This is a genomic window from Peribacillus butanolivorans, from assembly GCF_001273755.1.
In the GTDB taxonomy this organism is placed as follows: Bacteria; Bacillota; Bacilli; order Bacillales; family DSM-1321; genus Peribacillus; species Peribacillus butanolivorans.
Window position 1 is genome coordinate 2,877,479 of the sequence record NZ_LGYA01000001.1, and the last position, 26,528, is coordinate 2,904,006.

28 protein-coding genes and 2 pseudogenes are annotated in these 26,528 nt (G+C 37.3%); 12 read left to right on the forward strand and 18 right to left on the reverse strand.

Annotation, left to right across the window (positions count from 1 at the left end):
• Positions 1-295: pseudogene (locus AKG34_RS28975) on the reverse strand (nitric oxide synthase oxygenase); the annotation flags it as partial.
• Between AKG34_RS28975 and AKG34_RS28980 the strand changes: the two are divergent.
• Positions 291-428, forward strand: a pseudogene (locus AKG34_RS28980) (transposase); the annotation flags it as partial. The pseudogenes AKG34_RS28975 and AKG34_RS28980 overlap by 5 nt on opposite strands.
• 148 nt (positions 429-576) lie before the next feature.
• On the opposite strand, the gene AKG34_RS13085 reads toward AKG34_RS28980, so the two are convergent.
• Positions 577-828, reverse strand: coding sequence for a YkuS family protein (locus AKG34_RS13085; protein ID WP_053346467.1), 252 nt, complete (start codon positions 826-828; stop codon positions 577-579).
• A 98-nt stretch (positions 829-926) separates the two neighbouring features.
• Here AKG34_RS13085 and AKG34_RS27600 point away from each other — a divergent pair, with 98 nt between their 5' ends.
• Positions 927-1,061, forward strand: a complete 135-nt coding sequence (locus AKG34_RS27600; RefSeq protein ID WP_098176396.1) for a YuzL family protein — start codon at positions 927-929, stop codon at positions 1,059-1,061.
• 36 nt (positions 1,062-1,097) lie between these two features.
• Here AKG34_RS27600 and AKG34_RS27990 read toward each other — a convergent pair whose 3' ends face one another.
• Positions 1,098-1,259, reverse strand: a complete 162-nt coding sequence (locus AKG34_RS27990) for a hypothetical protein (protein WP_161804934.1) — start codon at positions 1,257-1,259, stop codon at positions 1,098-1,100.
• Between the two features lie 100 nt (positions 1,260-1,359).
• Here AKG34_RS27990 and AKG34_RS13090 point away from each other — a divergent pair, with 100 nt between their 5' ends.
• Positions 1,360-1,554 (forward strand): hypothetical protein, encoded by a 195-nt coding sequence (locus AKG34_RS13090; RefSeq protein ID WP_053346468.1) that lies wholly within the window; start codon positions 1,360-1,362, stop codon positions 1,552-1,554.
• Positions 1,555-1,585: 31 nt separating this feature from the next.
• Here AKG34_RS13090 and AKG34_RS13095 read toward each other — a convergent pair whose 3' ends face one another.
• The 3 genes from AKG34_RS13095 to AKG34_RS13105 form a co-directional block, all read right to left on the reverse strand.
• A complete protein-coding gene (locus tag AKG34_RS13095; protein WP_053346469.1) occupies positions 1,586-2,524 on the reverse strand; it encodes a magnesium transporter CorA family protein in 939 nt (312 codons plus the stop codon).
• A 346-nt stretch (positions 2,525-2,870) separates the two neighbouring features.
• Positions 2,871-3,140, reverse strand: a complete 270-nt coding sequence (locus tag AKG34_RS13100) for a YbyB family protein (RefSeq protein WP_236694945.1) — start codon at positions 3,138-3,140, stop codon at positions 2,871-2,873.
• Between the two features lie 62 nt (positions 3,141-3,202).
• Positions 3,203-4,282, reverse strand: a complete 1,080-nt coding sequence (locus tag AKG34_RS13105; RefSeq protein ID WP_053346471.1) for a nitric oxide synthase oxygenase — start codon at positions 4,280-4,282, stop codon at positions 3,203-3,205.
• A gap of 274 nt (positions 4,283-4,556) precedes the next feature.
• On the opposite strand from AKG34_RS13105, the gene AKG34_RS13110 reads away from it, so the two are divergent.
• Together AKG34_RS13110 and AKG34_RS13115 are read left to right on the forward strand one after the other, a co-directional pair.
• The gene (locus AKG34_RS13110; RefSeq protein WP_053346472.1) at positions 4,557-4,880 is read left to right on the forward strand and encodes a winged helix-turn-helix transcriptional regulator; all 324 of its coding nucleotides are present in this window, start codon (positions 4,557-4,559) and stop codon (positions 4,878-4,880) included.
• Between the two features lie 145 nt (positions 4,881-5,025).
• Positions 5,026-5,946 (forward strand): NAD(P)/FAD-dependent oxidoreductase, encoded by a 921-nt coding sequence (locus AKG34_RS13115; protein ID WP_053348104.1) that lies wholly within the window; start codon positions 5,026-5,028, stop codon positions 5,944-5,946.
• A gap of 110 nt (positions 5,947-6,056) precedes the next feature.
• On the opposite strand, the gene AKG34_RS27605 is transcribed toward AKG34_RS13115, so the two are convergent.
• Positions 6,057-6,203 carry a lmo0937 family membrane protein gene (locus AKG34_RS27605; protein WP_116820598.1) on the reverse strand — a complete coding sequence of 49 codons (147 nt, stop codon included), beginning with the start codon at positions 6,201-6,203 and terminating at the stop codon, positions 6,057-6,059.
• 287 nt (positions 6,204-6,490) lie between these two features.
• On the opposite strand from AKG34_RS27605, the gene AKG34_RS13120 reads away from it, so the two are divergent.
• Positions 6,491-6,820 carry a YckD family protein gene (locus tag AKG34_RS13120; protein ID WP_053346473.1) on the forward strand — a complete coding sequence of 110 codons (330 nt, stop codon included), beginning with the start codon at positions 6,491-6,493 and terminating at the stop codon, positions 6,818-6,820.
• A gap of 192 nt (positions 6,821-7,012) precedes the next feature.
• Entirely contained in the window at positions 7,013-8,989 is a 1,977-nt protein-coding gene (locus tag AKG34_RS13125; RefSeq protein ID WP_053346474.1) for a S9 family peptidase, read from the forward strand.
• A 40-nt stretch (positions 8,990-9,029) separates the two neighbouring features.
• Here the strand turns inward: AKG34_RS13125 and AKG34_RS13130 are convergent, their stop codons facing one another.
• From AKG34_RS13130 to AKG34_RS13155, 6 genes are all read right to left on the reverse strand, one after another.
• Positions 9,030-9,461, reverse strand: coding sequence for a CBS domain-containing protein (locus AKG34_RS13130; protein ID WP_053346475.1), 432 nt, complete (start codon positions 9,459-9,461; stop codon positions 9,030-9,032).
• Positions 9,462-9,788: 327 nt separating this feature from the next.
• Positions 9,789-10,769, reverse strand: coding sequence for an ABC transporter permease (locus AKG34_RS13135; protein ID WP_053346476.1), 981 nt, complete (start codon positions 10,767-10,769; stop codon positions 9,789-9,791).
• Positions 10,762-11,676: an ABC transporter ATP-binding protein gene (locus tag AKG34_RS13140; protein WP_053346477.1), complete on the reverse strand. Its 915-nt coding sequence runs from the start codon at positions 11,674-11,676 to the stop codon at positions 10,762-10,764. The genes AKG34_RS13135 and AKG34_RS13140 overlap by 8 nt, the downstream gene beginning before the upstream one ends.
• Positions 11,676-12,464, reverse strand: a complete 789-nt coding sequence (locus AKG34_RS13145) for a GDSL-type esterase/lipase family protein (protein ID WP_053346478.1) — start codon at positions 12,462-12,464, stop codon at positions 11,676-11,678. Before AKG34_RS13145 ends, AKG34_RS13140 begins: the two co-directional genes overlap by 1 nt.
• Positions 12,465-13,259: 795 nt before the next feature.
• Positions 13,260-14,429 (reverse strand): MFS transporter, encoded by a 1,170-nt coding sequence (locus tag AKG34_RS13150; RefSeq protein ID WP_236694946.1) that lies wholly within the window; start codon positions 14,427-14,429, stop codon positions 13,260-13,262.
• A 62-nt stretch (positions 14,430-14,491) separates the two neighbouring features.
• Complete coding sequence (locus AKG34_RS13155; RefSeq protein ID WP_053346479.1) at positions 14,492-16,678, reverse strand: PAS domain S-box protein; 2,187 nt, start codon at positions 16,676-16,678, stop codon at positions 14,492-14,494.
• Positions 16,679-17,068: 390 nt separating this feature from the next.
• Here AKG34_RS13155 and AKG34_RS13160 point away from each other — a divergent pair, with 390 nt between their 5' ends.
• The gene (locus AKG34_RS13160; protein WP_053346480.1) at positions 17,069-17,977 is read left to right on the forward strand and encodes a YitT family protein; all 909 of its coding nucleotides are present in this window, start codon (positions 17,069-17,071) and stop codon (positions 17,975-17,977) included.
• A gap of 105 nt (positions 17,978-18,082) precedes the next feature.
• On the opposite strand, the gene AKG34_RS13165 is transcribed toward AKG34_RS13160, so the two are convergent.
• The 4 genes from AKG34_RS13165 to AKG34_RS13180 all read right to left on the reverse strand — a co-directional run bounded on the left by AKG34_RS13165 (position 18,083) and on the right by AKG34_RS13180 (position 22,639).
• A complete protein-coding gene (locus AKG34_RS13165) occupies positions 18,083-18,277 on the reverse strand; it encodes a cold-shock protein (protein ID WP_053346481.1) in 195 nt (64 codons plus the stop codon).
• Positions 18,278-19,165: 888 nt separating this feature from the next.
• Positions 19,166-19,372 (reverse strand): cold-inducible protein YdjO-related protein, encoded by a 207-nt coding sequence (locus AKG34_RS13170; RefSeq protein WP_053346482.1) that lies wholly within the window; start codon positions 19,370-19,372, stop codon positions 19,166-19,168.
• A gap of 134 nt (positions 19,373-19,506) precedes the next feature.
• The gene (gene recQ, locus AKG34_RS13175; protein WP_152952286.1) at positions 19,507-21,627 is read right to left on the reverse strand and encodes a DNA helicase RecQ; all 2,121 of its coding nucleotides are present in this window, start codon (positions 21,625-21,627) and stop codon (positions 19,507-19,509) included.
• Between the two features lie 145 nt (positions 21,628-21,772).
• Positions 21,773-22,639 carry a 3D domain-containing protein gene (locus AKG34_RS13180; protein ID WP_053346483.1) on the reverse strand — a complete coding sequence of 289 codons (867 nt, stop codon included), beginning with the start codon at positions 22,637-22,639 and terminating at the stop codon, positions 21,773-21,775.
• 255 nt (positions 22,640-22,894) lie between these two features.
• On the opposite strand from AKG34_RS13180, the gene AKG34_RS13185 reads away from it, so the two are divergent.
• Genes AKG34_RS13185 through AKG34_RS13195 form a run of 3 tightly spaced genes read left to right on the forward strand, consistent with a single transcriptional unit; the run spans position 22,895 to position 23,977 of the window.
• Positions 22,895-23,128 (forward strand): spore coat associated protein CotJA, encoded by a 234-nt coding sequence (locus tag AKG34_RS13185; protein WP_053346484.1) that lies wholly within the window; start codon positions 22,895-22,897, stop codon positions 23,126-23,128.
• Positions 23,129-23,395 (forward strand): spore coat protein CotJB, encoded by a 267-nt coding sequence (locus AKG34_RS13190; RefSeq protein ID WP_053346485.1) that lies wholly within the window; start codon positions 23,129-23,131, stop codon positions 23,393-23,395.
• A gap of 12 nt (positions 23,396-23,407) precedes the next feature.
• The gene (locus AKG34_RS13195) at positions 23,408-23,977 is read left to right on the forward strand and encodes a manganese catalase family protein (protein WP_053346486.1); all 570 of its coding nucleotides are present in this window, start codon (positions 23,408-23,410) and stop codon (positions 23,975-23,977) included.
• 47 nt (positions 23,978-24,024) lie between these two features.
• Here the strand turns inward: AKG34_RS13195 and AKG34_RS13200 are convergent, their stop codons facing one another.
• Complete coding sequence (locus AKG34_RS13200) at positions 24,025-24,897, reverse strand: CvfB family protein (RefSeq protein WP_053346487.1); 873 nt, start codon at positions 24,895-24,897, stop codon at positions 24,025-24,027.
• Between the two features lie 402 nt (positions 24,898-25,299).
• Here AKG34_RS13200 and AKG34_RS13205 point away from each other — a divergent pair, with 402 nt between their 5' ends.
• Positions 25,300-26,493, forward strand: a complete 1,194-nt coding sequence (locus tag AKG34_RS13205) for an alanyl-tRNA editing protein (RefSeq protein WP_053346488.1) — start codon at positions 25,300-25,302, stop codon at positions 26,491-26,493.
• The last annotated feature ends 35 nt before the right edge of the window (positions 26,494-26,528 follow it).

A 26,528-nucleotide genomic window follows, 5' to 3' on the forward strand; every position in this document is an offset into this window, starting at 1 on the left:
GCTTCATTATTTCATTGTTATACGGTTTATGAAAAACGTGTGTCGTAGCTGGTGAGACTGGGGGAATTAACCATGTCCAATCCCCCGTTACTTTTCGGTTACAAGAGGATTCTCTTTCCTCAAATTTCTTGAACTGTTTAGCGGCTGTATGGTGATCCACAATGCTAACGCCATATTTTTTAAAGGAATAAAGGACCGCTTCATTTAATTCAATCAAGGCTCGATCTTTCCATAGATTAGATTCCCGTTTAATATTCAAACCCATCTTCTCGCCTATTTTGGGAAGCATAGCAAAAGAAAAGCATGGTATGCGTTGGACTACTTTAAGGGGACTTAAAAAATTGTCGATGCAAGCGATGCTTACTTTCGCTGCCATTAATTTAAAGAAGATGGCCAATTGGACATGGCAAGGTCCAAAAATGGCCTAACAGAGTGGGCTCGTAGAGCCCCAATATCTTAACCTTGGACCAAAATTCAAAGGGAATTTCAAAAGGGGTTCGGAATTTTATAATTTCGAACCCCTTTTGTCTACAAACTGAAGTGCCTAACCCTATAGAGGGTTAGGCACTTTTTGTACTATTGAATAGAGTTAATTTTATTTTCAACCTCGCGGCACACTTCATCAGCCGATAAACCATTTGCCTCTATGATAGAAGCTTTAGATGAAGTATCGATTATTCCCATCACATTAGTTTCCAAACCTGTTACCACAAAACAGTCCAAGTTTTTTGCGTCAGCTTCTTGTTTAATCTCTACAACATCAAAACCTTTTTCACGAAGTGCTTCCTGAATATTCGTTAATGATTCTTCAACACCGATTTTTGACATCAACACACACCTCCTCTACTTGCTAAGCTGTCCTTTTTACCTTTAATATATGTATAGGATGCAAAGGAAATAGGAAAAGTAATGTCGAGGTGATAAATATGAATGGAAAAAATAAAAAAGACGCATCGCAAACTCGTTTAGGTTCTTCACAAATAGAGGGACAAGGTACAACAACGAAAGAAACTGGTTCCTTTACCCAATCCTCATCACAAAAAAAGCAGAAACGTTCATAAAAACAAAATGGGCCTAAAACTAGGCCCCTTTTGTTTTTATATATTCTGTTTCATGATTTCCTGTTGAATTTTCACATCATTCAATTGATCTTCATCAATGGTGACTGTTTTCGATTTTGCTTTTACAGCCCTTTCTGGTTTTAAATCAGTTGCCTTTAAATTATTATCAGGAGCTGCCTGCTTATTCCATGTTGTCATCATAATCTCCTCCTCTTGTTCTTTTATGATTTCCACCAACGAGCATATTCATGAATACATTGCATCATTTTTTGCAAAGATACAAATGGAGGTGATTTTTTTGGAACCAAACAATCCCGGCAATAAGGAGTTACCAGATTTTAAGGATTTAAATGACCGTATCATTGCGCAGCCATCACAAAGCCCCAGACTAGTCATTAAAACAAATTTAGATACAAAGAATGTAACGGATAAGAACCCCTATACCGATAGAATAAGCAGTGAAGGCTTTAATGAGTATTTTGAGGAATCATAACAAAACCGGCTTACTTGTAAGCCGGTTAATCTTAAAAATATTTCTTTTTCCAAAAAATAAATGCTGTTGTACCCGCTAAAGTAATAGCAATTAATAAAGTAAAGATAAATGCAAACGAACTATGTTCAAACGGGAGTTCTACATTCATTCCGTAAAAACTTGCCACCATGGTTGGAAGCGTTAATATAATTGTAACTGATGTTAGAAACTTCATAGCATTATTAACATTATTGGATATAATTGAAGCAAATGCATCCATCATCCCGCTAAGAATCGATAAATACACTTCAGCCATTTCAATAGCTTGTGCATTTTCGATAATTACGTCCTCTAGTAATTCTTTATCTTCCTCATACATTTTCAAATAATTAAATCGGAGAATTTTATCAAGAACAACCCTATTGGATTTCAATGATGTCGTGAAATAAACCAGGCTTTTTTCTAATGCTAAGAATGTATATAGTTCTTTGTTTTTCATTGACTGGTGCAATTCACGTTCCGCTTCATTAGTCATCTTGTTAATTTGTTTTAGATAACGTAAATAATAAGATGAAATTTCAAATAATAATTGCAAGGCAAACCTTGTCTTCTTATTTGTAAAAAACCCTTTGATTTTATTGTTTTTAAAGTTTGTTAATATAGGAGTCTCTTTTAAAGATATCGTAATAAAACAGTCTTTGGTAAAGATCATTCCAATGGGAATCGTTTCAAAAATGGGCAGGTTCGCTTCGTCCTGTGTCAAATAAGGAAAATCGACGATAATTAACACATTATCATCTTCTTTTTCTATTCGTGGCCGTTCCTCATCATCTAGCGGATCTTTCATGAAATTAATCGGTAATTGCAAAGTCGTACATATATATTCAATTTCGGCTTCTGTCGGTGCAACAATGTTCACCCAAGAACCTTTTGTCATTTCCCCGGTTTTATTCAGAATACGGTTTTCATTCGTCTTGTAGATTTCAATCATTTAGTTGACCTCCTCTTCTATAGAGAAAGCACTATTTACCTTCTTCGAGCAGATACTCAGGAAGAATAACAGTCTCGACGTCTAGCATCATATTGGCTTCCTCTTGCTTTCTGGGTTCAGGATCATAAGAACTGCTGCTCACTTGTATCCACTTCCTTTCGATTCTTTTATCTTAATCCTTATTCTAATAAAGCACAATAACGAATTTCCCACCTTGAAATTACCTAATATAAATTCAGAATTTTCTGATTATTTATATTAAGAAGCAAGAAATTTTATAAATATGCCAAAGAATAATATCATAAAAAAATCGCTTGGGGACATCCCCAAGCGATTCTTCACTTAATTATCCATGCTTCGCATTATTATAGTAGTTCACACTGTACATAGCGCCTTCGTCAACCATTTTATTATCTTCATGATCATACGGATCCGGGTGACCTGCCTTTTCAATTAAAGGATCCAAATCTGAATGCTTTTTTTGCCATAAGCTCATAGTCTTATCTTTTGCATTGGTCCATATATCCTTCACTTTTCCTCTGTTCGTTTTTGTTGATAAAAACGAGACTCCGGCAACTCCGACTCCTAGCAATACTACGTTTCTTCCTAATGCCATCATTACCTTCCTCCTTACGTTGGATTAATATAAATATACCCAATGTAAGTTAACGTAAACCTCTAATTATATGGAGGCTTTTGATAAAAGAAATTCGGCTTCATTATTTCATTGTTATACGGTTTATGAAAAACGTGTGTCGTAGCTGGTGAGACTGGGGGAATTAACCATGTCCAATCCCCCGTTACTTTTCGGTTACAAGAGGATTCTCTTTCCTCAAATTTCTTGAACTGTTTAGCGGCTGTATGGTGATCCACAATGCTAACGCCATATTTTTTAAAGGAATAAAGGACCGCTTCATTTAATTCAATCAAGGCTCGATCTTTCCATAGATTAGATTCCCGTTTAATATTCAAACCCATCTTCTCGCCTATTTTGGGAAGCATATTGTAGCGATCCTCATCTGCAAGGTTTCTCGCACCAATCTCCGTCCCCATATACCAGCCATTAAATGGTGCAGCAGAATATGTAATACCGCCGATTTCAAGTCTCATGCCTGAAATGATTGGAACTGCATACCATTTAATCTCAAGATCTGTGAACCAGGAAAATTCAGGATGGCTGATTGGAACTTCTTTAACTAGCTCTTTAGGAATTTCATAAAGTTTCGGTTCTTTTCCGTCCAACTGGACTACAAGTGGTAAAACATCGAAAGATCCAAATTTCCCTTCCCACCCTAACGCTTGGCATTGCTTCGTAAATTCTACTGAACTTGGATCTCCAATAACACCATGTTCTGTTTCATACCCTGCGTAGCGGATAAGCTGGTGATTCCAAATATCCACCTTTTTTTCATCATCTTTTTGTTTGAAAATCGTAATCACAGGTCTGATGTTTCCATTATTCGTAGCGTAACCAATATGTTCAAAAAGAGCGGAAAAAATATCTTCTTCGCTTTGAAGCATCCTTTTATCAATCACTCTCAACGACTCCCAAAAAAAGCGACCAATGCAGCGATTGCTATTACGCCATGCTAATTTAGCACCATGTTCTAATTCTTCTAATGTATGTTCATATCTACCTGTATCTATAATTTCCTTTTTAATATGTTCAATTCTACTATTCGTTTCTTCTTCTGTTTTTACTAATTCTGAATAGCATTTCCTGATAAAGGATACGGCCTCTTGCAGTAAATCACTCATCTATCCCACGAATCCTTCCATTTACACAAACTTTTAGTTCACTAATAAAGTACCATATTTCTCATTTTATCTCTAAAGGAACTTCTTTTTGAATGACCATTTCTTTTAAAATGTGGCATTTTCGAGGCGGAAATATTTTCTAACACCTTATATTATACCTTAAGTAAGCTAATATATTTTTTATACTAAAACGGCTCTAGTAACTAAATAATATTCGGTAAAGTTGTTACAGAAGAGGTAAATGCATTATAATATATAATAATGGGGTGATATGATGAATAATACGACACTTTGTCCGCGATTTGAAAAAGGCATGCAAATCTTGAGTAAACGTTGGACTGGATTGATTGTCAATCAATTGCTTACTGGCCCTCAACGGTTTTGTAATATTGAATCTGCCTTCCCAATCAGTGGCAGGATTCTTTCTGAACGTTTAAAGGACTTGGAATTTGAAGGTATTGTAAAAAGAGACGTTTATCCAGAGACACCTGTCAGGATTGAATATTCTTTAACAGAAAAAGGCAAAGCTCTTGCGCCCGTAATGACTGAAATTCAACACTGGGCACAAGAATGGCTCGAACCAATACAGAATCAATAGCATATGCAAGAAAAAGAGGAAGGTCGCAATTGGCGATCATCCTCTTTTTATGTCTTCCAATAGTTTACCGATCTATGTCTGGTGGTATATTTTTTACAGAAAGAATAAAACTAGGTTTATTCCTAAAATTATGGGCGGTGAATTTATGAAGCAAGCAGACTGTATTATTATTGGCGGGGGAATCGCCGGTATCCAGGCAGCCATTCAGCTCGGTAGATATAAACATGATATTATCGTAATTGATTCTGCACACGGCCGATCTACAATAGCTAAGGCTTACCATAATATACTTGGATGGCCAGACGGAGTGAGCGGCAGCCAATTAAGAAGTCTTGGCAGACAGCACGCAGAAAAATTCGGTGTCGAATTCTTTAATGATTCTGTGACATTGCTGGAAAAAAGACAGGACAAGTTTTTTATTCGTACGGCGAATAGCCTGGAATACCAAGCAAAAACAATATTTCTCGGAACAGGCATTACCGATAACATCCCTCCGATTAAAAACCTCTATCCCACTCTTGGAACATCCACCTATATTTGCCCCGACTGTGATGGTTATGAAATTATGAATAAGCAAACGGTGGTTCTCGGCGGGGGAAATGCGGGTGCAAGTATGGCCCTTACTCTATTATATTGGTCAAAAGATATCGTTTACGTAAATCACTTAAAATCAAAAATTGATGATAAGTATAGAAAAAAGCTGGAGGAAAATAAGATTCCTGTATACGAAGAAGAAGTACAAGAAGTAATTATTGATGCTAAACAACAGTTGACAGCGATTCAATTAGTAAATGGGAAAATAATTGAAGCTGAAAAGGCATTCACCGCTTTTAAAGGTAACAAACTGAATAATAATCTTGCCTTGCAATTAGGTGTGAAGGTAAATGATAGTAATCACGTCGTTATCCATCCACGTACAAAAGAAACTAATATTAACGGAGTCTGGGCTGGTGGCGACCTTGTTGCCCATTCCGAACAAGTCACCATTTCCATGGGAGACGGGACTCAGGCAGCAATATGGATACACAAAAGACTGATGGGTGAGCCACCTCCTTACATGGATTAAAGCAAGTTAACTTATAGAAAACTCAAAAATGCGCCCTATATGCGAGGGCGCTCTTTGTATTTGAACACTCATAAATGCTATTGCGTATGACCATCGAATCGCAAGTAAATCTACACTCGTCTTCTCCCTTGAAAAACTTTCACAAGTATAAGAATGACCGCTATGATAAGCAATATATGAATAAAGCCCGCGGCCACTTTAAACACTAAACCAAGTACCCATATTAATATTAATGCCCCAATTATCGTCCAAAACATTATAATCTTCCTTTCTTTTCAGTCATACTAATCATCTAACTCCATAAATTTCACTTCCGTGATGAAAAAGTTTCAACCTTAAATTTACATTACCCATTTCTGCCTCTTACAAACCATCTAGCGAATGAACAGAAAAATATTACATATATCTGTTAATGCTGTAAAAGATAAAAAGGTATAAAGTAATTCTTCCTGCAGCTGAGAAACCTATTAGAAGGCACAATAGCAAGTTTTTTAAATAGGTTCCACAGCTTTAATAAGACAGATAACAAAGGAGACGTTTATTCATGAAAAAGTTTTTAGTCATTTGTTTTGCCGTTTGTTCCCTATTCTTGTTAAGTTTGAATCACCCGGCTTCAGCAATGGATACTCAAAAATCTGATAAACCAGAAAGCGTACAATTCACCGATGCCCAAAAGGCAGAACTCGCAAAAATCCAACAACAGATTCTAGCGGACAAAAAGAAATTAATTGAAAAATACGTAGAGTACGGGGCACTTTCTAAGGAAGAAGCCGATAAAATGTTTTCACACTTTGAAAAGCATTATAAAATGATGGAAGAACACAATTTCCAAATTCCGCCGCACCGTCCACATACACAACACAAGTCTAATTAATCAAGGAAACACCCTATTAACAATTTATTTATCCATATATCTTGATCAATCCGTCCTTTTTAAAAAGGTCGGATTTTTTTCAAATCCTTCGTTTCTCAATAAATAATACTTAAGAGTAAAATATTTACTAAAGGGTTTATATTTCTCTTTAGCGAAATACATAACTATGAGAAACATGAAAGGGTGAAAAGCATGAACAAAATAGGAATAGCAGCAAAAGACTTATTCCACTTGAAATCAGTGACCGATCCAAAGTTATCACCTGATGGTAGCATGGCGGTTTATGTTCAAACAAGAATTGATGAAAAAACAGAAAAATACGTTTCCAACTTGTATATGTTCAGCTTGATTACGAATGAAACACAGCAATGGACATTTGGAGAAAACCGAGATACATCTCCATGCTGGTCCCCAGACGGAAAGAATATAGCCTTTATATCAGACCGGTCAGGAAAAAAACAAGTCCATTTAATCTCTACCGTTGGCGGGGAATCTCAACAAATAACCCATTTTATCAACGGAGCAACAAATCCGATTTGGTCCCCGTGCTCTACAAAGCTGTTACTTTCAACCGGGTTAAAGGAGGGTGAAGCCCTTTTTACTGTGGAAGAAGAAAAGGACCTGTCCAAAGAAGTTCAGCGCTATGACCAACTTAAGTATAAATGGGATGGCAGAGGCTATTTTGATCAGCTATATCAACAGCTTGTTATAGTAGATATAGAAAAAGACGAAAACATCTTGCTAACAGAAAATAACATCGATTATCGCCCAAATGCCTGGTCTCCTGACGGGAAGCAGATTGCTTACATATGCGGAGAAGCTGAAAAAAGTGATGACGATCTTTTCAGCGATATTTTTATCATGGATCTTGAAACAAAATCTTCAAAGAAAATAACGGGCAGTTCTGGTTTTTTTAAAGACCCGAAGTGGTCTCCAAATGGTCAGTATCTATCCTTCATTGGTCATAACAAAGAGTTTGCCGGGGCTACCTTTTCAAAAATTTGGCTATACTCAATGTTTGATCAAACCATACAGTGCCTGACGGAAGGATGGGACGTTCAAATAGGAGATTCTGCAATCGGCGATTTCCAAATCGGAGCAGTAGACCCAGGAATCTTATGGACAAACGATAGCCAAGGCTTTTATTTTTTAATAAGCGATTACGGAAATACCGGAGTTTATTATGGATCTATTGAAGGAGCCATGTATCCATCAATCCTTGACCCACAGCATATATACGGTCTAACCATAGATCCTGAAAGTCACCGTGCCATTGTCGCCATCAGTACACCTGTTCATCCCGGTGACCTTTTTGTTTATAACCTTACGAATGGAGAAAAAGCACAAATCAGTTTTGTGAATGATGAATTTTTACAGCATAAATATTTATCACAACCTGAACCTATTTCTTTTCCATCTGTTGATGGGCTTACAATCCACGGCTGGATTATGAGACCGACCGAATTTAAAGACAACCAAAAATATCCACTCATTTTAGAAATCCATGGCGGACCACATATGATGTATGCTAATAGTTACGTTCACGAATTCCAGACCTTGGCTAATGAAGGTTATACTGTCTTATTCACCAACCCACGTGGGAGTGTGGGATACGGTCAGGACTTTGTTAATGCATGTCGAGGAGATTATGGAGGAATGGATTATAAGGACTTAATGGCCGCTGTAGACTATACTCTAGCGACCTATGATTTTATAGACCATGAAAAATTAGGAGTATCCGGCGGCAGTTACGGAGGGTTCATGACAAACTGGATTGTTGGTCATACGAACCGTTTCAAGGCAGCTGTGACTCAGCGCTGCATCAGTAATTGGCTAAGCTTTTATGGCGTAAGCGACATTGGCTATTATTTTACGGAGTGGGAAATTGAGGGTGATATTTTTGACTCGGCGGATAAATTGTGGCAGCACTCACCCTTAAAGTATGTCTCTAATGTGAATACCCCTTTACTTTTACTTCATGGCGAAAAGGATTATCGATGCCCAATTGAACAGAGCGAACAATTTTTTGTTGCTTTAAAACGACAAAAGAAAGAAGCTCAACTCGTTTCCTTTCCAGGAGAAACCCATGAAGTATCGCGAAGCGGTTCTCCAAAGATGCGTCTTCAGCATGTTGAAGAAATCAAAGGATGGTTCAATAAATATTTTTAAAAACAAAACTCTGTTAGCAAAAGCTAACAGAGTTTTGTTTTTAGTGTTGAATTTGATCTCTGTCCTCGGAAATTGAACTTAAAGCATTTCCCGCAATTGAATTTGTCTGATGGTGTACAGCAAGATCACCTAATGCCACAACTCCGACCAGCTTGTCATTTTCAATTATAGGGAGCCTTCTGATTTGTTCATTCCCCATTAAATCCTCTGCTTCTTCTACGGACATATCAGGGGTGCCAGTTACAAGATCCGTGGAAATAACATCGGTTATTCTCGTTGAATTCGGCTTTTTCTCGGCAACACAGCGGATAACGATATCCCTGTCTGTAATGACACCCATTAAATGGTTATTCTCCAATACAGGAATGACTCCAACATCATCATCCCTCATTTTGACTGCTGCTTCATATATATTATCTTCCACAGTGCAACAGTCCACGTCTGTTGTCATAATTTCTCTTAGTGTAGTCATAGAAACCCCTCCATTTAGCAATAGTTGCTTGATTATTGTTGACTATTTAAAAGATATTATTCAAAAACCCAATAGCATTCAATTCACATACTTCCCATAATCCGGTCTAGCCATTTTCATCTTTGGGGGAGCCTACAAAAATAATATTAACAATTTGTATCGGGAGACAATAAATATCATCTTTAACAAGTTTAACTTCTCACTAGAAACTGAAGTCATTGGAAGGAATTTTTCATTCAAATGAAAATCATCCATTTTATAAACTTAAAAGGATACGCTGTAAAAAAAAGTAAAAGACAGCCTTGATTTTTACAAAGCTGTCCTTCCTTAATAAACATCCCTTCGAGTAAATACTGTAAAAGAAACAATCAAAGCAAGCGCCCACCAGACTAAAAGAGTAATGACGGAGGATAATAAGGTCATTCCCTCAATAGGTGGTGCTGTTCCGCTAACATAAGTAGTTAATTTTAAATTTACCATAAAGAAGTACTTCGCCGATTCCCATGACGACACCATATTGTTCAAAATAGCTCCTGATATGAGTGCCGCAAGCATTATGCCCATACCCGCAGGTGTACTTCGAACTAAAACCGATAACATGAAAGAGAGAGTCCCTACAACTACTGCTACCAGCCAGACAAGCCCCATATCCATTAATAGAAATCTCCATTGCTCAACTATTCTAACCTGACTGACATCTACATCGCTGCCATTCAATCCAAAACCGGTTATTACAGGGGCTTCCCATCCATGATACCCAAAAACAAGTCCCGATAAAAAATATGACAATAACGCTGTCATAGCCACGATAATAGAAACGGACAATAATAATGTCACATATTTGCTCATTAGTATTTTCCAGCGATTCACTGGTCTTGTAAGCAGAAGTTTAATCGTGCCCTGACTGTTTTCGAAAGAAACCATATCGCTTGCTACAATCATGACCAGCAGTGGGATGAACAAATCAATAGCATTTTCTAAAAACATACGCGTAAATGTCGTGGCCCCTGGTTCTGAAGGGTTAATGTCATGATCTAGGTAATATTGCTGCTGTTTTAAACTTACCTGGAGCTGTTCACGCCACTCATCTAGCATCCTGTTTGATCCTAACCGATTTTGGGTATCAATGATTTGCTGCTGAAGAGCTGCACGCCAATCATCAGTACCTAACTTCTCCTGTTGCTCTTTCACTTGTTTGTATTGCGCATATGTAAACATCAGCACTAAAACACCCACAATGATACCAATGATGACTAACCGTTTCTTTGCCAGAAGCTTCATCATTTCATTTTGGATCAGGTTATTCAATACCAGCACCTCCGCCACCGGTTATTTGTAAAAATAACTCTTCCAATCCCGGAAGCTTACGATTCATTTCATACACCTTTACACCAGCTTCGTTAAGTGCAGCATTCCACTTAGGCGTTTCATGTTCATTAAAAGCTGTAATGATATTGTCCTGATCTACGGTAATTTCCGTAAAACTGCTAAGAATTTCTTTTCCCTTTTCTAAAGGCCACACCCGCCAAATTAACCGCTCTTGAGTGGTTAATAAACTTTCCACCGTATCGGTTTGAATAATCTCTCCACTTTTAATGATGGCCACCCGGTCACATAGGAGCTGGATTTCACTTAATAAGTGGGAAGAAACCAGAACACTCATCCCTTCTTCATCCGCAAGCTTTCTAATGAATTCGCGCATTTCGCGAATTCCAGCAGGATCTAGGCCGTTAGTTGGTTCATCCAATACCAATACCTTTGGACGGTTCAGCATTGCCTGAGCTATCCCTAGACGCTGCCTCATACCTAAGGAATAGGTTTTCACTTTATCGTAAATTCTCGATTGTAGACCTACGAGTTCCACCACCTCATTGATCCTTGACTCATCAACATCAGGTAGCATTCGTGCAAAATGAAGCAAGTTATCCCATCCGTTCAAAAAAGGATATAGCTCTGGATTTTCAACTATACAGCCCAGATGTTGCATCGCTTTCGTGAAGTCCTGGCGCACATCATACCCACATATTTGAATGGATCCTGAAGTTGGCTTTATCAAACCGACCAACATGCGAATCGTCGTCGTTTTTCCAGCTCCATTCGGTCCAAGAAAACCAAAAACCTCTCCTTCATTTAACTCAAAATCTATTCCCTTAATAATTTCCCGTTTACCAATCCTTTTTTTCAGGCCCTTAACAGACAATGTCACATTACGCATTATTTCTCATCCTCCCATTGTATTAAAGGAGCAACCCTATCAGCAATTAAACGATATCCTGCCTTATTTGGATGAAATTTGTCCGAATACAAATAGTCATTGACCGACAATTGAAACAAATCAAATGTAGGAACAAAAATAGCATTTTTATAAAGAGCCACTACTTCAGCGGTTTCATTATTCCAGTCCCGGACAATTCGGTTTGTATCAAAGTCTTCATCCAACTCTATGAATGGATTATATAAGCCAATCAATAAAATGGCTGCCTTATCATTGACATTATTGATTTCTTTAAAAATGGTATTCAAGTTTTCCAGATAATTCTCTTGTAACTCAGAAGTCGCAGTAAGGTCATAATCAAACAGGGTTTGGCCTTGTTGAAATAAATCGTTCCCGCCAATAGTAATTAAAATAACATCAGCTGTATGCAATTGGCGTTTCACTTCCGTTTGTTTCACCTGCTGCACCAATTCTTGAGACACTTGTCCATTAATCCCAAGATTATGAATAAGCGGTTTGCTATTATATTTACTTTCCAAATCTTCCACGACAAGGCCGACATAGCCCTTCCCTGTTTCATCACCAGTTCCGCGCGTCAACGAATCCCCTAATGCAACTACTGTAAAGTCTTCCGGGAGGTTTTTTTCAATGGGGTTTGTTTCATTTAAACCTATATCAGAAGCCTTTTTTCCATAATAATCAATTATCGCCCATCCAAGACAAAATAAAAAAAACAGTCCGATAACTACTGATACAACAGTAACAGCGAGCACTTTGGTTTTGCTCAATAACACTCATCCTTCCATACATTCTCTTCCTTCCATTAAAACACATTATTTCCAAAAATAAAAAAACTGAATAGGTCTCATTACAAAATCAGAGGAAATCACCACACCGTAATTCTGCTCTTTTTGACAAATACATTGTAAGCAAGTGTCCCAAAATATTGTGCCAGGCAATGAAGTTAGCACTATAGGAACTGCAGCAAGGGGTGGAAAATGAGCAGTGGCCAACTCAGCACCTAACTACTTTTGTCCCCAGATTTACTTTTTCTTTAAAAATAAATTTAACAATAAGAACTAATTTCTTTATCAGACTGTAGACAAACTCGACTCCAGGCACTCGCTTTCCGCGGGCGGTCAGGAAGCCTCCTCGGCGCCGCCTGTGGGGNTCTATTCAGCGAGATCAACTTGAAATGATTACTTTGGATCAACTGGTGCCAGCGAACCATTTGGTTCGTAAAATTGAGGGGGCCACAATCTCTTAATCTTGAGCAAAATTCAAAGGGAATTTCAAAAGGGGTCCGGAATTAAAACATTCCGAACCCCTTTTGTCTACAAACTGATTTCTTTATCTTTTTAATACTTTTTTTATTTTTCTTAGCTACAGCAGACGCTGAATCAAATACACAATTATACATTAATAATCTCTATGGGATTTTCAGTAAAATACTAAACTTTTTTGCAATAAAATATTTCCACTGAAAATAGACCTATTCGCTATAACGAATAGGTCTATTTAATAAACAAAACATAATATAAAATACACCTTCATGATGAACAAAATTATTTCCAAAAACTAGTTTACATTCTTCCAGGTACTTTCTCAAGCCTCATGAGCCACACTGTTAGAAGCATCCCCATAAGTGTGAGCAAACTGTAAAATAAGTACACCATATAAATCCCTGATTTATCCAAGATTATTCCGCCGCTAAAGGTACTGAACCAGTTACCTAACCCATTACCTATTGCAGAATAAAGCGTTACTGCAGTAACTGTTATATGAGGTGGGACGACTTCTCTAATATATTGTAAAGCTGCAGGAATGAATAAGCCCAGTGAAAAACCTTGGATCATGGAAGTCACATATACTATTGCCAAACTTGGTTCCGTAAAATAAAACAACCAACGAACCAACGAAGCAATTCCAGCCAATAAGGTGATTGGAAGCAGGCCTAATTTATTTATCCAGCTGCCGGCCATCCTCATAAATGGTATTTCCGACAATACAGCTAGCAAGAACGCAATACCAATTCCTGTATATGTCCCGCCCCTTGCCTCAACAAATAGGCCATAATAGACATTATTGGCAAGGTTAGGGCCGAAGATTAGAAATGTTACAGCAAGAAAGATTAGGAAACGTTTCATTGTTACCAGTTCTTTCATCCCACTGAAAAGTTTTGCCTTTACTTGAGGAGGCTCTTCAGGCAAGCGTAAAGCTAGAAGAGCCGCGATTAATAGACCGATAAAAAAGGCGTAAAATATAACAGAAGGACCAATAAATGATTCCGATAACTTTCCCATTACAAAAACAGCCACACCAAAACCAAGCGAACCGAATAAACGTATTTTTCCATAATTCGATTTGATTCTTGTTGTATATTGAAGGGTAATACTATCTGAAACCGGTATAATGGCACTTTGAAAGATTGCCAATACAACTGCGACAGATACTAAAAGTAAATAGGGTTCGAAGAGCAAGTATCCTAAGCCAAATAAACCAGCGAGCAACGATGTCATTGCAAGAATTTTAGCAGGTTTTCCGCTCCAATCACAGACAATACCCCAAATTGGCTGAAAAACGATCATTACTATCGGCCCGACAGACATAATAGTTCCTATTTCAATTCCATTTAACCCCGCCTCATTGGCTAAATAAACACTTAAGAGCGGTGTTAAACTTCCCACAGCAAAAAACGAAAAAAGATAAAAAATCTTCAAACTTAAAATATTAGCCTGCTTTTGTTTTTCCAAATCCAGTATCCCCCATGCGGTCATCTTCTTCAAAAATATCATATACATGCATTAAATACATATTATACAAGCCCCGCTTTTTCTTCAATTCCATCATTGGAAAAATCCTTTACCATTTCCATAGGAAGCACAATATTAAAAACAGTACCTTTGTTAACTTCGCTTTCTACAAATACTCGCCCTAGGTGGCTTTCAATGATTTTAAAGCTAATCATAAGTCCTAACCCATTACCGGATTTTTTCGTCGTGAAAAATGGTTCTCCAATCCTCCTGAGCTGATCGGGAGGCATACCAACTCCCGTGTCGATTATGGAGATATGTACTTTCTCTTCTTTAATTTCTGTAACGACTTTTATTTCTCCCCCGTCAGGCATTGCTTCTATCCCATTTATAACAAAGTTCAATATGACTTGTTTTAAACGATTCTCATCACATCTAATTAGAATTTCCTCGTGATAACAATCAAAGGAAAGAATAACATTCTTCTTCCATGCATTAAACTCTGTTAGTGATAAAACATTTTGAATAATCGGTACTATATTCTTCGTTTCCAAAATCAGGGACTGTGGTTTGGCCAGTTCTAAGAATTCTTCAACTATCTCATTTACACGGTTGATCTCATCCATAATAATTCCTAAGTACCCAAGTCTATCTTCATCTTTTTCATCTAATTGTAAGTATTCAGTAAACCCTTTCATCGAGGTAAGTGGATTCCGAATTTCATGTGCAACACCAGCAGCAAGCTGGCCGACTGCAGCCAGTTTATCCTGTCGATGAAGCATCTCTTCAGTTCGTTTACGCTCCGTTATATCATACCGAAGAGCCAAAAACTGAAATGGTTTTCCTTCCACAGTATAAAATGGAACGATTGTTGTATCGACCCAATAATAACTGCCATCTTTCGCTCTATTTCTAATTTCGCCATTCCATACTTTCCGATTATAGATGGTCTTCCACATATCATCGAAGAATTCCTTTGAGTGATATCCAGAATTAACCAATTGGTGAGTGTGACCAATTAACTCACTTCTCTTGTATCCGGAAACCTCTGAGAATTTATCGTTTACATCGACAATGACCCCTTTATCATCGGTAATCGCTACTATGGATGATTGGTTAATAGCATAATACATATCCTCTAATTCCTTAATTGAGACCCTTAGGTCGCTTTCCGCTCTTTTTCGACGGGAAATATCCGAACGAATAGAAATATATTGATATGGTTTTCCCTTTTTCATAAATGGTACGATTGTAGTATCCACCCAATAAATCTCGCCATCTTTTGCCCGATTACAAATTTCCCCATTCCACGTTTTTCCTTTTTTGATTGTGCACCAAAGGTCAGCGAAAAACTCTTGAGGATGATAACCAGAATTAATGATAGAATGACTTTTTCCAATCAGTTCATGTTCTTCATATTGTGAGATTTCTATAAATTTTTCGTTAACATATGTAATGATTCCTTCTGCATCAGTTATAGCTACAATAGAAGATTGATCCAAAGCATAACGGATATCACTCACTGTGCTATCACTCTTTGCCAAACGCCTTCCAACAATCGTGCTAGAAGCAATTAAACTGGCAAGGATAAATAATGAAACAAAACAGACTAAATATAAAATAAACGGGCTAAGTTGAACAAATTCATTTTTCTCCTTTTCTCCAGTAACCGGAAACACTCTCAAAAAAAGAAAATACCCTTCGATGATTGCCACACTCATAATTAGAGTACTGACTGGCTTAAGGGAAGATTGACTTACTTTATTTATATAAAATAAGACTAGCAGCGAGATTAAAAATAAGCTAAAAATAATGAGTAGCGTAATAACAAGTAACAAAGGGTTAAATTGCACAGCGTTGTTTAAAGCAAACATGCCCATTATATAATTCGACAAAATCGCCATCGTAAACATAAAACTGCAAAAAATCATTTGTAGTAACTGTTGTTTATAAGAAATAGCTAATAATCCTACCCCTGCGAGAACTACGCCTATTGCTAATGAAAGCATTATCGAAGCAAAATTGTACGCTGCCTTTCCCGTATGCTCAAAAGTAAATATGACCACAAAATTTAACGTCCAGATAGCTACTCCCATAGAGCAAATGCTACCTATATACAAAAGACGTTTGTATTTTACTATTGTAATTAATGTTGTCAGTAAATCTAACGCCGTATAACACGCCATAAATATCAAAAGTACGGCAATCATAAAAAGGATAGGATTAGATGATACAATTGATTGTTCCATGGTTTACATTTTCACCTCTGTCATTCTATTCTCCTATATTGTAATGGAAGTTTGTTGTACCTTAAAGGCTTTTATTTCTTAATACCTATCTATTTACACATATTATCTTCCTCGCTCTTCATTTTTCTAAAGAAAACAAGAAGTTTTTTTAATAAATGCAGTAAAATGAGAAATACTATTCTTCTGTATAGAGTAAAATAAAAAGTGATTGTGAAGTGACAAGCATTCATAAAGGGCTTTTTCATTGCATGAAACAATTAACTACATATTTACACTGGTTATTATTTAAAAAGTATATTAATTAAGAATGTTAATTTCTTTATTTAATTATACCTATAGGTTTATAATTAAATAGTACATATATATATAGAAGGAGTGGGGGGCATGATTATGTCAGACTTGGCAAACACAAATACAACAGAAATTATGCAAAAGAAGACCCAGCATAAAAAATTAACACTAAGGCAAATATTACAAAGAGGTCTTTTAATTACAATCGGTGCTGTTTTAATGGCTGTAGGCCTCGAGATTTTTTTAGTACCAAATAATGTAATAGACGGTGGTATAACAGGTATATCTATTATGCTATCTTATATCACGGGCTGGAAGCTCGGTATCTTTCTTTTTGTTTTGAATCTCCCTTTCTTTTTTATCGGTTATAAACAAATTGGAAAAACCTTCGCATTATCTACTCTATATGGGATTTTAGTCCTTTCCATAACCACTACATTGCTTCACCACGTACCAGCTTTCACTCAAGATATCCTCCTTGCGTCCGCTTTTGGCGGAATGATTCTTGGAATTGGTGTTGGAATGGTTATTCGATATGGCGGTTCTCTAGATGGAACAGAAATTCTAGCTATTCTAGCTAGCAAGAAGCTTCCTTTTTCTGTTGGAGAGATTGTCATGTTCTTTAATTTATTCATCCTTGGCAGTGCTGGCTTTGTTTTTTCATGGGACCGAGCCATGTATTCGATTATAGCGTATTTCGTAGCTTATAAAACGATGGATATTGTTATCGCTGGTTTGGATGAATCTAAATTTGTTTGGATTATCAGCGATGAGTTTGGAGATATCGGTGATGCAATTATGAGTCGGCTTGGTCGAGGTGTGACCTTTTTAGCTGGCGAAGGTGCTTATTCAGGAGACGATAAAAAGGTTATCTTTTGTGTAATAAATCGCCTTGAGGAAGCAAAACTTAAAGATATAGTCAAAAGCTTTGATCCATCTGCCTTCCTTGCAGTCGGAGATATTGCTGAAGTTCGTGGGGGCCGGTTCAAGAAAAAGGATATACACTAATCTTCCTTATCTTTAATTTTTCTGGCTTTTTGCTACATCTACTTAAATAAGCAAAAAGATAAAAAAAGCTGAAGGGGAATCCCCTTCAGCTTTTTTTATAAAGACTTAATAGTTTCTTGGATTGTTGATTGCTTGAAGCATTCTAGTGCCGGGTTTCATTTCGCTGCCACATAGTGGACAAACGTGCTCATCATTACTTGTAAAGTTATCGCGGATCCAGCCTTTACAATCTTCTGATGTACATTCCCACACCTTTGTTTCTTCAGGAATGATTTCTTCCGTATTATTTCTTCTATACATGTATCTCACTCCTTAGAATTGAATTGACTCCGTCCTGCATAACAGATCCCAAGCCATAAAGATAAAAGAAGAATAGATGGCGATTAATCTAAATAATTGTGAGTAAACACTCATTCGCTTATCTAAGATTTGTTGTTATTCTATACACTCAAACTCATTGAGTGGAAAGAACTTGAGATCACAACCATGAATTTTTAGTATCCCAGAAACCATTATATCATATATATGCATATTATAATTGAGTAAAGCTTCTTATGAAGAAATGAAAGCCATTATTCTTTATATCCTCGTATCCATAGACCAGATAATCATGAAACACAGTCTCTGATTTCCCTAAGGCAATCAAGACTGCGTTATTGAAGAATCAATTTCACATGATTCTTCCTGCTCATTCGAATGAATTGAATGCGAATTAAGCATGAGAGTAATTTTAGTGCCAAAACCTAAAACAATGAAAGCCCTGCCTCTCTCCCATCCATACGGTTCCTAGACCGTGCCTGATAGAATCAGATAAAAGCTTGTAAGTACATGTTTATTAATTAAAACCGTCCGTAATTCCAATTGGGAAACTTAAATTCCAAAAGATAAATGGTACATAGAAGTAAGTTAATGAAGAACAAAAATGGATCGAGGAAAATACTTGGTGATTAGACGTATTTCTTTTTCTAGATGTGTTTAACTTGATTCTACTCCATCATAAAGATGATGAAAAATATTTTATTAATAAAAATGTTACTTTAAATTACCCTCCAGTGTTTACTCTTAACAACACTGAATCTTTATCATACCACATATGATTTTATATGTAAAGGATGCGACTAAAACAGAACATCGGGGTGATACTCATTCTATTTAATAAAAAATAAAAGAGGCAATAATTCACCTCTTTTATTTAAACGCATTATATTCATTTTCTATTTTTGGCAGTTCCCTTACTTCTTCAACTAATTGACTGCCGCACATTGGACAATCATAGTTTTCAGAGGCAAAATCTTTCCTCATCCACCCATTACAATCTGCTGACCCGCATGCATATACAATTGTATCTTCCATAATGATTTCTGGTTCCTCTGAATTCTTTTTACCAAAATACATGAGCAACCTCCTCTTTTTTATATAAAGATTCTGATTAAAGGCACTGAGTTTTTCACCTTTTTTCATTCCTAGTATACGCATCAAATCAAATTCTTATTTATCCAATGAAAAAATTATCCAAAAACCTTATTCTATTAGTTTTCTAATCCTGCTTTTACCATGATTGCTTTTATCATAAAGTATGAAAAATGGTCAGGGAGGGCTTCTTTCAATGGTTTTAGTTTCTCAGAATCCAATTGTTTGGCTGTTTCCAGTACAAGGTCATACTCCTCATCTAAGAAAAACTCTTCCCACTTGATCTCCAAACGTTCTTCTGCACACTTTAATAGATGATTTTCAATGGAGATCGAAGACAGTCCTCTTAATGTCGCAATTTCTTTGAGGGATTTGCCTTCCTGATAGAAACGGTAGCTTTCTAGATGAGATGGTACCGTGGTTCGCTTTGTTGTTTCTTTTTTAATCATTGTATTCACTTCTATTTCAGGATGTGCTTGTAAATAATGAGAAATCACTTCTAAGAACACTGCTCCAAAGCGGTCGAATTTCTGAGTGCCTACACCCTTAACATCAAGGAATTCCTGTTCTGTTCTCGTCAGTTTTGCTGCCATATCTTTCAAGGATGCATCGGAAAAAATAATGAAAGGCGGTACATTTTCCTTGCTTGCGATTTCTTTTCTTAAATGTCTCAATTCTTCGAACAATCCATGATCGATACTAATGCTGCTTACTTGTTTTATTTCTTTTCGTAGAACTTTTTTCTGTCCTAAAAGCACTTCTCGTCCAGCATTGGTTACTTTAAGAACTGGATATTGCCCGCCTGTCATTTCGATATACTGTTTAGCAGTCAGGAAATCAATGAAGTCTGCAACATCCTTTGCCGATTGATTTTTGATAATTCCATAAGTTGAAATCTTTTGAAAGCCAAACTCTTCAATTTTCTTATTCCGTGAACCGGTGAGTACCTGACTAATCATCGTTTTGCCAAATCTTTCACCCATTCGTAACATACACGAAAGAACCATCTGTGCCTGAGTTGTTACTTCAACTGAGTCACGTTTATCTGTACAGTTTTCACAGTGGCCGCAATCTTCAGGATTCTCTTCTCCAAAGTATTGAAGAATATAGGCTTGTAAACAGCCTTCAGTAAAGCAATAATCCTTCATTCTATTCAATTTCTTCAGTTCTTGTGCCTGCCACTCTTGCGAAGGGTTCGATTGATCGATTAGGAAGCGTTGTATCTGTATATCTTGAGGGGAGTATAAAAGAATACATTCGCTATCCAAACCATCTCGACCTGCACGACCTGCTTCTTGATAATAGCTCTCCATATTCTTTGGGGTTTGATAATGAATGACGTAACGAACATTCGACTTATCGATACCCATTCCAAAAGCTGATGTCGCTACTATCAAAGGAACATCATCACGAATAAATTGCTCCTGCTGTTCCGAACGGTCTTGTTCATTCATACCAGCGTGATATCTGCCTGTTTTGAAGCCAGCTTTATTAAGCTTGGCGTACAATGAATCGACTTCTTTCCTTGTTGCTGCATATATGATACCCGACTCATTTTTGTTTTTTTCAATATAGCGCATTAAAAACCGTCCGCGGTTCTCTTCCTTGACGACGGAAAAAGACAAATTATCTCTTGCAAATCCTGTTGATATTGTATGTTGTTCAGATATTCCAAGTGACTGACAAATGTCCTTCGTCACATGTGGTGTGGCTGTCGCCGTTAATGCTAGAACGGTCGGAGCTGAGGGCATTTCTTTCAACAAGTTTTTGATTTTTAAATAGCTTGGTCTGAAATCATGACCCCATTGCGAGATACAGTGAGCTTCATCAATGGCCACCAATGCAATATCAACATTAGCCAGTTCCCTTTGAAAAGCAGTGTTTTCCAATCGTTCAGGTGCCACATAAACAAGCTTGTACCTTCCCTGCTTAATATCGTTCATTCTATTGGAAGCTTCTATCCCTGAAATAGAGCTGTTAAGTAATGTGGCATCTATACCATTTTGTTCGAGGGCATCTACTTGGTCCTTCATCAAGGAAATAAGTGGGGATATGACGAGGGTTACACCAGGCAATAGAAGAGCTGGAATCTGATAGCATATTGATTTGCCTCCGCCAGTCGGCATGATTCCTGCTGTATTTATTCCTCCTAAAACTTGTTCAATTATCTGTTCCTGACCGGTTCGGAATGACTCATATCCAAAATACTTTTGTAAATAATCACGTGCTTTTTCTATCAATGTACTACTCCTCCTATTTAACTTGTAAGGATTTATTACTTTCATTGTACCTGCTTTTTCCGTGAACCAAAAGGACAAAAAAAGTAGACACATGAAAACCCTGTGCCTACTTTTTCTATATATAAACATGTTTTACATGACTAAATTAGTTTAAGATTTGTAATTTAACGTTTTTAACGCCCCAATTAATAGCATCCTGCTCATTTGGAATAAAGATGTCTACTTTATTTCCCTTTATGGCACTGCCTGTATCAGCCGCTGTTGCGTAGCCATAACCCTCCACATAAACTTTTGAACCAAGTGGGATAACTGATGGGTCTACTGATATAACTTTTGCATTCGGATTTGCTTTTAAGTCGATTCCAGTAGCTGTAGTACCGCTACAACCTTGACAATCAGCAGTATATGCAGTTGCTCTTACAGTAATCTCTTTTTCTATGCCTGATTGATTCGTAGATTCACTGTTAGATACTGTTTTTTCCTTTTCTGCTTTTTCAGCTGGTGCTGCTGGCTTTGCTTGCTCAGCTGGTGCTGCTGGCTTTGCTTGCTCAGCTGGTGCTGCTGGTTTCGCTTGCTCAGCTGATACTGCTGGTTTCGCTTGCTCAGTTGGCGCTGCTGGCTGTTCAGGCTTAACGCTCGCTGCCTCATCTTTGTACGTCGCAGGTTTAATAACTAGTTCCTGCTTTGGATGGATTGTATCTGAATTTAAACCGTTCCAAGATTTAAGGTCATTTACTGATACATGATATTTGCCTGCAATTTCCCATAACGTGTCCCCGGACTTGACCTTATAATGCTTTTCTTGAGAAATATGTAATGTTTCTCCTGAATAAATCGTATCTGAAGACAAATGGTTCCAATCCTTAATATCTTCTATTGATACTTTATATGTTTGAGATATCCCCCATAATGTGTCTCCATCTTTCACATTGACATCTTCTGCTTGTACCGGAATAGTGAATGCACCGGATATTGCAGCCGCTGCCGCTAACGATAAGATTGATTTTTTCATATGTTGTTACCTCCTTGTGAGCTTTTTCATAAGCTAACGTTTTCAATATTACCATAGTTATTTTCTATACAAAGAACAAACAGATAAAGAATAGATGACAAACATCACAGTAAGATAACGAGCCGATAACAAATAGTCTGAATATTACAATGAATAAAGGCTTGTATTTAACTGATCCCCCCCTTTTTTGGGTCATATTTTTTTTATCCAAGCATAATTATTTAAGGATGTACCTTTGAAAAAGGAGGTTTCAACTTGACACGAGCAAAGACTTTCACCCTAATCAAGTCTTATAAACCGTTCCATAGCAAATTCGATCCCTGCCCACCGATTGGAAGAAAGTATTTCAGTACACCTCCCCAATTGTATATAAATTTCCAGCCACCAAATCTAGAACAGTTCACACCAGAAGAGGCACTCAAATACGGTACCCTTTGGAAATTCTTTTACGATTTTTATGATAATCCTTATCGCGAAAGGGAGACGTAAATGAATAAGAAACTGGATGATGAATATTATCAGTTGCTTGAGCAAATACAGGCTGCAGATTTCGTACTTGTCGAACTAACCCATTATTTAGATACACATCCCACTGACCAGCAGGCACTGCAGCAATTCAATCAATTCCAACTGTACTCCAAACAATTGAAAGCAGTATTCGAACCTAAATATGGGCCATTACTTGGATTCGGAAATAGTCCTGGAGGGGAAAATAAATGGGAATGGGGCCAAGGCCCTTGGCCATGGCAAGTATAAGGAGAGATATCTATGTGGGTTTATGAAAAAAAGCTACAATACCCAGTAAGGGTTAGCAACTGTAACCCCAGACTGGCAAAATATTTAATAGAACAATATGGGGGTGCTGATGGTGAGTTGGCTGCCGCACTCCGATACTTAAATCAACGCTATACAATACCTGATAAAGTCATCGGATTACTTACGGATATTGGAACAGAAGAATTCGCTCACTTAGAAATGATTGCCACAATGGTTTATAAGCTTACAAAGGACGCCACACCACAGCAGATGGTTGCAGCTGGTCTTGGCGAACATTATGCGAATCATGATGGTGCCCTTTTCTATCAAAATGCAGCAGGTGATCCATGGACAGCCACATACATCCAAGCTAAAGGCGATCCTATTGCTGATTTATATGAAGATATTGCCGCTGAAGAGAAAGCCCGTGCAACCTATCAATGGTTGATTGACATCTCAGATGACCCGGATATTAATGATTCACTTAGATTTTTAAGGGAAAGAGAGATTGTACATTCCATGAGGTTCAGAGAAGCTGTAGAAATTCTAAAAGAAGACAAAGGGAAAAAAAAGTTTTTTTAATAAAATCCATATAAAAAAGGCAACGGAAATTTCCCGCTGCCTTTTTGTCATTTACGGTCTGAAGAATAGGTCCATCCATCTTCCTGATAAATCTTTTCTTCTTTCATCAGTTTGCCCAGAGCACGTTTGAATGCTCCCTTACTTAATCCGAAGTGGAACTGGATATCATCAGGTGGAGTCTTATCGCCATAAGGCATCGCACCACCACGGTTCATTAAATAAGTGAAGATGACATCAGCATCTTCTTCCATTAAATCTTGCTTAAACGGAATTAAAGAAACATTGAGGGTACCATCTTCTTTACTATCAATGACACGTCCTTCAACTAATTCTCCTAGGCGGGGCTCCTGTTTGCGTTCACTTTCGTGAATAAAGCAGCGATACCCTTCTTGTGAAACAAAGAAAGAACCAACCATTAGCAAACGATAGACATTCCCTTTCACGGTCGTGTTACGGACTCCTTTTAAAGGAGCTTTAACAGCAATCTCTTGAATTACATCTTCTGTTGCAAGTTTACCGAACAACCGTTCATTACGATCGGTTTTCAAGGAAACATATAGACGATCACCAACTTCAGGCCATAAATGGTCAATGTTTGGCAGATCATCCAGTGATACCAGAATATCTTTGGAAAGGCCGATGTTGACAAAGACCCCTAGTTTCTTTTTCACATTGACTACTTCTGCCCAGCCATACTGATCGATCTGAATTTCAGGAATTTTCATTGTTGCTGTCAACCTGGCTTGTTTATCATGATAGATAAATACCGTTACTTCATCACCAATTTCAAGCTCAGTTTCTTCATTCATTTCATTATGATGAAGTAAGACATCTTCCGAACCATCAGTCAAGAACCAACCGAAATCTGCCTTACGTTCTACTTCTAACTCTACAGCCAAACCGGCCTGAATTTTTTGCATGTATAAAAATCCTCCTGTAACTTACCTTTACCTACAATTGTACCCAATTATTTATTTTTCCAACATATTTGAATTTATCATTTTTTTGTTGTTCTGTATACCTATTACGTTTTTTTATTTTTTTGCTCCTTGTCAACTTCCATGGATGTTTGAGGAACTAAAATTTGAACTCGTTTTCCATTACTACAAAGTTTGCATAATGAATTTTGAAAATTGACTGGGTTTGTATGGTTTAATTAGTATTCCGATATACCTTTTACGTCGTAATAGTCTTGGATTCGTCCAACTCTAACACACCTACTAACCTTAAAAACCTTTGCCAATTTACCAACCTTGCTTTTTCATAAAACTGACTTGCGATGTTATAATTTAATGACCAACTGAAAGGGAAAGGAATTATTCATGACTAGAAAATTGTATTACACGTCATCAAAGGCATCTCAATGGGATACAAAAATCCAGCAGATTTTCGAAGATAATGGCTTTTATTACATCATTCTTGAAGAAACTGCTTTTTATCCAGAAGGAGGTGGTCAACCTTCCGATACAGGCAGTATAGATGGAATCACTGTCCTTGACGTTACAAAAAGCGAGGATGGAAATATCCTTCACAAGCTTGAATGTAGGCCAGGTTCTGAATTTGTTCATTGTGAACTCAATTGGGAACGCCGCTTCGATCATATGCAACAGCATAGCGGTCAGCATCTACTCTCGGCTGTCTGCCGGGAACTGTTTGATGCGAATACTGTCAGTTTTCATCTCGGAACGGAAAATATAACTATTGATATAATCGCGCCCCAATGGACCGAGGAACATACGATAGCTACTGAAAAGCAGGTTAATCAATATATCTACGAGAATCGCAAGCTTCTCACATATTTTGTGACAAAAGAGCAAATACAGGCACTTCCTGTCGTCAAAATGCCAAAAGTGTCAGAGAATATCCGTATTGTTGAAATTAAAGGGATTGAGTATAATCCTTGTGGCGGAACGCATGTAGAACAAACCGGGGAGATTGGCCTAATTAAAATCCTCAAAACGGAGAAACAAAAAGAACATACACGTCTATATTTCAAATGCGGTTTGAGGGCATTGAACGATTTTTCTGATAGTCTTAATGTTCTTTCAGCGTTATCGACTAAATTTAATACCGGACGAAAAGAAATAATCAACAGGGTGGAAAAATTAGAAGATGACTACAAACAACTAGCATCGACACATGAAAAACTCAAACTTGAAAATGCAAAGTTTCTTGCTGATTCCCTGCTTGAAAATAATGGGGATGGGTTCATATCTCATATTTTCGAAGACAGCTCATTGAAAGAACTCCAATTTCTTTCAGCTACAATGGTTCAAAAAGAAAAAGTGCTCGTGTTATTTGCATCATATAAGGAACAAAAGATCCTGCTCGCGCACAGTGGGTCCTCCTCCATTCATTGCGGACAATATTTTAAAGAAACACTCAGCTCGTATAATGGTAAAGGCGGGGGTAATGAAAAGTCTGCGCAAGCGGGGTTTGCTTCACAAAATGATTTAATGGCTTTTTACGAATTCACAGCTGAACAAATTCGCTCAAAATTTGGTCATGATGAATAAAAAGCATATGTGGTAAAAAAATCATTATAGTGGTG

Coding starts and splice junctions, on each gene's coding strand:
- AKG34_RS13165 (WP_053346481.1), bottom strand. CDS start 18,277: ATGTATAGAAGAAATAATACGGAAGAAATCATTCCTGAAGAAACAAAG.
- AKG34_RS13110 (WP_053346472.1), top strand. CDS start 4,557: ATGAATAATACGACACTTTGTCCGCGATTTGAAAAAGGCATGCAAATC.
- AKG34_RS13180 (WP_053346483.1), bottom strand. CDS start 22,639: ATGAAAAAATCAATCTTATCGTTAGCGGCAGCGGCTGCAATATCCGGT.
- AKG34_RS27605 (WP_116820598.1), bottom strand. CDS start 6,203: ATGTTTTGGACGATAATTGGGGCATTAATATTAATATGGGTACTTGGT.
- AKG34_RS13105 (WP_053346471.1), bottom strand. CDS start 4,282: ATGAGTGATTTACTGCAAGAGGCCGTATCCTTTATCAGGAAATGCTAT.
- AKG34_RS13160 (WP_053346480.1), top strand. CDS start 17,069: ATGTCAGACTTGGCAAACACAAATACAACAGAAATTATGCAAAAGAAG.
- AKG34_RS13095 (WP_053346469.1), bottom strand. CDS start 2,524: ATGATTGAAATCTACAAGACGAATGAAAACCGTATTCTGAATAAAACC.
- AKG34_RS13195 (WP_053346486.1), top strand. CDS start 23,408: ATGTGGGTTTATGAAAAAAAGCTACAATACCCAGTAAGGGTTAGCAAC.
- AKG34_RS13205 (WP_053346488.1), top strand. CDS start 25,300: ATGACTAGAAAATTGTATTACACGTCATCAAAGGCATCTCAATGGGAT.
- AKG34_RS13115 (WP_053348104.1), top strand. CDS start 5,026: ATGAAGCAAGCAGACTGTATTATTATTGGCGGGGGAATCGCCGGTATC.
- AKG34_RS13170 (WP_053346482.1), bottom strand. CDS start 19,372: ATGTATTTTGGTAAAAAGAATTCAGAGGAACCAGAAATCATTATGGAA.
- AKG34_RS13130 (WP_053346475.1), bottom strand. CDS start 9,461: ATGACTACACTAAGAGAAATTATGACAACAGACGTGGACTGTTGCACT.
- AKG34_RS13140 (WP_053346477.1), bottom strand. CDS start 11,676: ATGCGTAATGTGACATTGTCTGTTAAGGGCCTGAAAAAAAGGATTGGT.
- AKG34_RS13125 (WP_053346474.1), top strand. CDS start 7,013: ATGAACAAAATAGGAATAGCAGCAAAAGACTTATTCCACTTGAAATCA.
- AKG34_RS13190 (WP_053346485.1), top strand. CDS start 23,129: ATGAATAAGAAACTGGATGATGAATATTATCAGTTGCTTGAGCAAATA.
- AKG34_RS13120 (WP_053346473.1), top strand. CDS start 6,491: ATGAAAAAGTTTTTAGTCATTTGTTTTGCCGTTTGTTCCCTATTCTTG.
- AKG34_RS27990 (WP_161804934.1), bottom strand. CDS start 1,259: ATGACAACATGGAATAAGCAGGCAGCTCCTGATAATAATTTAAAGGCA.
- AKG34_RS13085 (WP_053346467.1), bottom strand. CDS start 828: ATGTCAAAAATCGGTGTTGAAGAATCATTAACGAATATTCAGGAAGCA.
- AKG34_RS27600 (WP_098176396.1), top strand. CDS start 927: ATGAATGGAAAAAATAAAAAAGACGCATCGCAAACTCGTTTAGGTTCT.
- AKG34_RS13200 (WP_053346487.1), bottom strand. CDS start 24,897: ATGCAAAAAATTCAGGCCGGTTTGGCTGTAGAGTTAGAAGTAGAACGT.
- AKG34_RS13100 (WP_236694945.1), bottom strand. CDS start 3,140: ATGGCATTAGGAAGAAACGTAGTATTGCTAGGAGTCGGAGTTGCCGGA.
- AKG34_RS13155 (WP_053346479.1), bottom strand. CDS start 16,678: ATGGAACAATCAATTGTATCATCTAATCCTATCCTTTTTATGATTGCC.